This window comes from Stenotrophomonas sp. GD03654 (genome assembly GCF_029845105.1).
In the GTDB taxonomy this organism is placed as follows: domain Bacteria; phylum Pseudomonadota; class Gammaproteobacteria; order Xanthomonadales; family Xanthomonadaceae; genus Stenotrophomonas; species Stenotrophomonas africana.
Window position 1 is genome coordinate 1 of sequence record NZ_JAOCLC010000130.1, and the last position, 5748, is coordinate 5748.

Below are 5748 nucleotides of genomic sequence, written 5' to 3' on the forward strand. Positions count from 1 at the left end.
CCCGCCATCCCACAGGAAGCCCGCTGTCGCTGTTGCTTTGGCTGTTGCCGTTGCTCCGGCTTCGGCGGGGTGCAGGGCGCAGCCCTGCCGAGCAACACCCCCTCGTGCACAATGGGGCCGACCCCGCCTGGACACCGTCCCTGATGTCGAGCAAGCCGTATTCAGAAGCCTGCGAGCGCAACCGTGAACCGATCGCCACGGCACTCGACCCGTGGATGGGCGACCGGCATCGGGTGCTGGAGATCGGCAGTGGCACCGGCCAGCACGCGGCCTTCTTCGCCGAGCGCTGGCCGTGGCTGCGCTGGCAGCCCAGCGACCATGCGGACCATCTGCCCGGCATCGAGGCTTGGCGTGCTGAGGCCGCGCTGCTGAACCTGCTGCCGCCGGTGGCATTGCAGGTGGAACTACCCCCGGCGCCGGGCCTGTCGTTGCCCGAGGGCAGCGCGTTCGATGCCGCATTCAGCGCCAACACGTTGCACATCATGGGCTGGGACCACGTGCAGGCGTTGTTCGCCGCGCTGCCACCGGTGCTGCGTCATGGTGCGTTGCTGGCAGTGTATGGCCCGTTCAACTACGGCGGTCGCTACACCAGTGACAGCAATGCGCAGTTCGATGCCTGGCTGAAGGCACGTGATCCGCGCAGCGGCATCCGCGATAGCGAAGCGGTGCAGGCGCTGGCCGCCGACAACGGATTCACCCGCCTGGGGGATCTAGCAATGCCGGCCAACAACCGCCTGCTGCTGTGGCGGTTGGGGTAAACCGCCGGTAGTGCCGGCCGCTGGCCGACATCGATCCTGGCAACAGGTTGCCGGCCAGCGGCCGGCACGACCATCAGGCCACCTGCACGATGTGCAGTGCCTTCGGATTGCGCCATTGCGCCAGCAGGGCGGCTTCGCGCGCCTTGGCCTGCTCGAAATGCGCTTCCTTGACGTGGCCGAAGCCGCGGATGTGCTCGGGCACGCTGGCGATCTCCACCGCCAGCGCCAGGCGGTCGTCATTCAGTCCATCCAGCAGCACCTGCACGGTGGCCTCGTAGTCACCGATCAGCTTGCGCTCCATGCGGCGTTCCTCGGTGCGCCCAAACACATCGAGTCGGCCGCCACGCAGGAACTTCAGCTTGGCCAGCAGGCCGAAGGCCTTGAACATCCACGGGCCGTATTCCTTCTTCAGCAACCGGCCCTGCTCGTCCTTCTTGGCGAACAGCGGCGGTGCCAGGTGGAAGCGCAGCTGGTAGTCGCCCTCGAACTGCTGCTGCAGGCGGCGCTGGAAGTCGCCGCTGGTGTACAGGCGGGCCACTTCGTACTCGTCCTTGTAGGCCATCAGCTTGAACAGATAGCGGGCCACCGTCTCGGTCAGTGCGGTGGAACCACCGATGCGGTCGGCTTCGGTGGCGCGTACGCGCTCGACCAGGTTGCGATAGCGATTGGCGTAGGCAGCGTCCTGGTACTCGACCAGGAAGGCGGCGCGGCGCTCGATCATTTCATCCAGCGAACGCGACAGGCGTGCGTCGTCCAGCGGCAGGAACGCCACGTCGCCACCGTGCGAGGGCAGGCCACGCAGTTCGCGTTCGTCGCCGGTGTTGCGCGGTGCGGCGGTGGCACCCCATTCGTTGCCTTCCCATTCGCCCGGCGGCAGCGGGTGCAGCGGGCCCGGGGTGGACTCGGTATCGGTGTGGCGGTTGCGCACCAGGCCGGCGGCCTGCTGCACAGCCTGCGGGTCGACCACGGCCAGGCGGCCCCAGGCGAAGGCCTGCTGGTTCATCGCCACGGCGGCGCCGTTGAGCTCGATGGCGCGCATCAGCGACTCGAACGACAGCGGCACCAGCCCCTGCTGCCATGCGTAGCCGAGGATGAACAGGTTGGCGGCGATGGCATCGCCGAGCAGCGCGGTGGCCAGCTGGGTGGCATCGAGCAGCAGCGGTTCCTCGCCACCCAGCGCCACGCGCACACCGGCCACGATGTCGGCGGCGGGGAACTGCATGTCCGGGCGAGTGGTGAAGGTGCCGGGCATCGCCTCGTAGGTGTTCAGCACCACCTGCGAACGGCCGGCACGCACCTTCGACAGGGCCCAGTAATCGTTGACCACCACCATGTCGCAGCCCAGCACCAGGTCGGCTTCGCCGGCGGCGATGCGCACGGCGTGGATGTCTTCAGGGCGACGGGCAATGCGGATATGCGTGGTCACCGCGCCGCCCTTCTGCGCCAGGCCGGTCTGGTCGAGCACGGTCGCGCCCTTGCCTTCCAGGTGGCCGGCCATGCCCAGCAGCGCGCCGATGGTCACCACGCCGGTACCGCCGACGCCCGTGATCAGGATGTTCCAGGGCTGTTCCAGGGTGCCGCGGAGGGTCGGCGCCGGCAGGTTGTCCAGCAGGGTGGAGGCATCGCGCTTGCTGCCCTTGCGCGGCTGGCCACCGTGCACGGTGACAAAGCTCGGGCAGAAACCATTCACGCAGGAATAGTCCTTGTTGCAGTTGGACTGGTCGATCTCGCGCTTGCGGCCGAACTCGGTTTCCTTCGGCAGCACCGACACGCAGAAGCTCTTCTTGCCGCAGTCGCCGCAGCCTTCGCAGACCAGCGAATTGATCAGCACGCGCTTCTGCGGGTCTTCCAGCTTGCCGCGCTTGCGGCGGCGGCGCTTCTCGGTGGCGCAGGTCTGTTCATAGATCAGGATCGAAACACCCTTCACTTCGCGCAGGCGCTTCTGCACTTCGTCCAGCTCGCTGCGGTCGTGGAACTCGACGTCGCTGGGGAAGTGCTCGCGCTGGCCGGTCCACTTGCCGATGTTGTCCGACAGCACCACGATGGTGTGGATGCCTTCGGCGCGCATCTGCTTTGCGATGTCCGGCACGCTCAGCGGGCCGTCCACCGGCTGGCCGCCGGTCATCGCCACCGCATCGTTGTAGAGGATCTTGTAGGTGATGTTGACGCCGGCCGCGACCGCCTGGCGGATCGCCAGCGAACCGCTGTGGAAGTAGGTGCCGTCGCCGAGGTTCTGGAACACGTGCGGGGTGTCGGTGAACGGCGCCTGCCCGGCCCAGGTCACGCCTTCGCCGCCCATGTGGGTGAAGGTATCGGTGCTGCGGTCCATCCAGGTCACCATGTAATGGCAACCGATGCCGGCCAGCGCCCGCGAGCCTTCCGGCACCTGGGTGGAGGTGTTGTGCGGGCAGCCCGAGCAGTAATGCGGTACGCGCGGGAAGCTGGCGCGCGGCAACGCAAGCTCGGCTTCCTTTTCCTGCATCCACTGCAGGCGCTGCTCGATCGACTCGTTGTTGAAGAACTTCTGGATGCGGCGGCCGATCACGCCGGCGATGGTGGCCGGTGTCAGCTCACCGGTGGATGGCAGGATCCATTCGCCGCTCTCGTCGTACTTGCCGACGATGGATGGGCGCTGGCCCCAGCTGGCCGGCCAGTTGAAGAACTGCTCCTTCATCTGGCGCTCGATGAAGGCACGCTTTTCCTCCACCACGATGATGTCTTCCAGACCCTGCGCGAAGCGCGCGATGCCCTGAGGCTCCAGCGGCCAGGTCATGCCGACCTTGTACACGCGGATGCCGATGTCGGCGCACGCGGCTTCGTCCAGGCCCAGGTATTCCAGCGCCTGAAGCACGTCCAGGTAGCTCTTGCCGGTGGTGACGATGCCCAGCCGCGCGCGCGGCGCGTCCATCACCACCTTGTCGATGCCGTTGGCGCGGGCGAATGCCTGCGCAGCCTTCACCGCATAGCGGTGCAGGCGCATTTCCTGATCCAGCGGCGGGTCCGGCCAGCGGATGTTGAGGCCGCCCGAAGGCATTTCGAAGTCTTCCGGCAGCACGATGCGGCGTGCCATCGGATCGACCTCGACCGAGGCCGACGATTCCACCGTCTCGGCAATGGTCTTGAAGCCGACCCAGCGGCCGGTGTAACGGCTCATCGCCCAGCCCAGCAGGCCCATGTCGAGGATGTCCTGCACGCCGGCCGGGTTCAGCACCGGCATCATGGCGCTGACGAACTCGTCCTCGCTGCCATGCGGCAGGGTCGAACTGCGGCAGGCATGGTCATCGGCGGCCAGCGCCAGCACGCCGCCGTAGCGCGAGGTGCCCGCAGCATTGGCATGCTTGAACACGTCGCCGCAGCGGTCCACGCCCGGGCCCTTGCCGTACCACATGCCGAACACGCCCTGCACGTTGGCGCCGGGGAACAGGTTGGTCTGCTGCGTGCCCCACACCATGGTGGCGCCCAGGTCCTCGTTCAGGCCCGGGGTGAACTTCACCTTGGCGGCTTCAAGATGCTTGCGCGCGCGCCACAACTCCAGGTCGAAGCCACCCAGCGGGCTGCCACGGTAGCCGCTGACGAAACCAGCGCTGTCGATGCCCTCGGCGGCGTCGCGCAGGCGCTGCATCAGCGGCAGCCGCACCAGCGCCTGCACGCCACTCAGGTAGATCCGCCCCTCATTGCGGGTGTACTTGTGGTCGAGCGTGTAGTCACGGTCGAGCAGGTCGGCGGAAGAGGGCGAAGTGAGTTGCGCGGTACTGGTCATGGCTGGCCCGGTAGGATCGGCTGGCACCGGCCGCGTGCAGGCACGCGGCGGGAAAGGCGCGAATTGTAGCAGCGGGGCCGCGCAGGCCCTGGCACTCGCGCCCGCGGCGGTGCTGGGGTTAGGATCGGGAGAGAGAGGGAGGCTGCAGTTGCGGCCTGGGGAGAAGGGATGTCAGTTCCAGGAAAGATCCTGGCCAGCGTACTGCTGGCCTCGGGAGTGGCCACTGCGTGGGCCGCGCCGGCCGTGCCGGCACCGCAGGAGTTCTACTTCGACAACGACCCGGCGGCCACACCGATGGTGGTGGTGCAGGGCGAGGGCGATGATCTGGTAGCCCAGCTGGTCAAGCTGCGTGAACGGGGCCGCCGCGCGGTCGAGGCGACGGTACAGCTGGCCTCGGTGGCCGGGACCCAGGGCCGCGCCGAGCTGGCCGATCAGCTGTATGGCGAGGCCCTGAAGGAGGCATCGGCACAGGCCAGCGTCGCCCGCAGCGTGCGCTGGAACTATGGCTGGCACCTGCTGCGGCAGGGCAAGGCAGAGGCGGCACTGGAACAGTGGCTGGCCTCCGCTGGCAGCGCACGGACGAAGCCCAGCTGGGTGCCGCCGACCTACGCGCTGGCGCTGTGGCGGCTGGGGCAGAAGCAGGAGGCGGTGCAGTGGTATGCGGCTGCGGTGCGCACCGAGCCGACGCAGTGGAATGCCACGGCGAACTATGGGCAGCTGCTGCCGCATTGGCGTGAGGATGAGCGTGCGTCGCTGGCCGAGGTGCAGCAGGCCTGGGCGGCCGCACCGCCTGCCTGGCCCTGAGGGAGGGGTTCGGCCGGGTTGCACCCGGCACCCGCAGAGGCAACAGCCGAAGCAACAGCAACAGCGGGCAATCCGCGGGATGGCGGGGCGGTGTGGGTTGGCAGGACACGCCGTAAACCCGTCCCTGGGGGCTCGATGGCGCCATCCATGGCGCCAACGGTCCTGCCAACCCACACCGCCCCACTTCTGACGGTTCGACGCTGCTGTTGGTAGGTGTCGACCTTGGTCGACACGGTAGATCCACGCCATGCGTGGATGAATCTGCATCGGAATCGATTTTTCGATATCTGGGCGAAGCGCAGTCGAGCGTGGGCTCGGCTCTACAAAGAGCGGCCAGCCAAGCGCTTTTGCTTTTGCTTCTGCTTTTCTTCTTTCTTTTCCGTGGCGGACTCACTCGGAAATTGTCAGAGGCCGGGCGGGGTGTGT

General features: G+C 67.5%; 3 protein-coding genes. 2 read left to right on the forward strand and 1 reads right to left on the reverse strand.

Annotation, left to right across the window (positions count from 1 at the left end; genetic code table 11):
• Positions 1 to 143 precede the first annotated feature (143 nt).
• Positions 144 to 758 carry a DUF938 domain-containing protein gene (locus tag N5J73_RS23920; protein ID WP_049448810.1) on the forward strand — a complete coding sequence of 205 codons (615 nt, stop codon included), beginning with the start codon at positions 144 to 146 and terminating at the stop codon, positions 756 to 758.
• Between the two features lie 73 nt (positions 759 to 831).
• Here N5J73_RS23920 and N5J73_RS23925 read toward each other — a convergent pair whose 3' ends face one another.
• On the reverse strand, positions 832 to 4518 hold the full coding sequence (locus tag N5J73_RS23925) for an indolepyruvate ferredoxin oxidoreductase family protein (protein ID WP_049448808.1): 3687 nt from the start codon (positions 4516 to 4518) through the stop codon (positions 832 to 834).
• Positions 4519 to 4686: 168 nt separating this feature from the next.
• On the opposite strand from N5J73_RS23925, the gene N5J73_RS23930 reads away from it, so the two are divergent.
• Positions 4687 to 5322 (forward strand): tetratricopeptide repeat protein, encoded by a 636-nt coding sequence (locus N5J73_RS23930; protein WP_279941368.1) that lies wholly within the window; start codon positions 4687 to 4689, stop codon positions 5320 to 5322.
• Positions 5323 to 5748 lie beyond the last annotated feature (426 nt).

Bases quoted from the DNA above. Each gene is read 5' to 3' on its own strand.
- N5J73_RS23925 (WP_049448808.1), bottom strand. From the start codon at position 4,518: ATGACCAGTACCGCGCAACTCACTTCGCCCTCTTCCGCCGACCTGCTC.
- N5J73_RS23930 (WP_279941368.1), top strand. From the start codon at position 4,687: ATGTCAGTTCCAGGAAAGATCCTGGCCAGCGTACTGCTGGCCTCGGGA.
- N5J73_RS23920 (WP_049448810.1), top strand. From the start codon at position 144: ATGTCGAGCAAGCCGTATTCAGAAGCCTGCGAGCGCAACCGTGAACCG.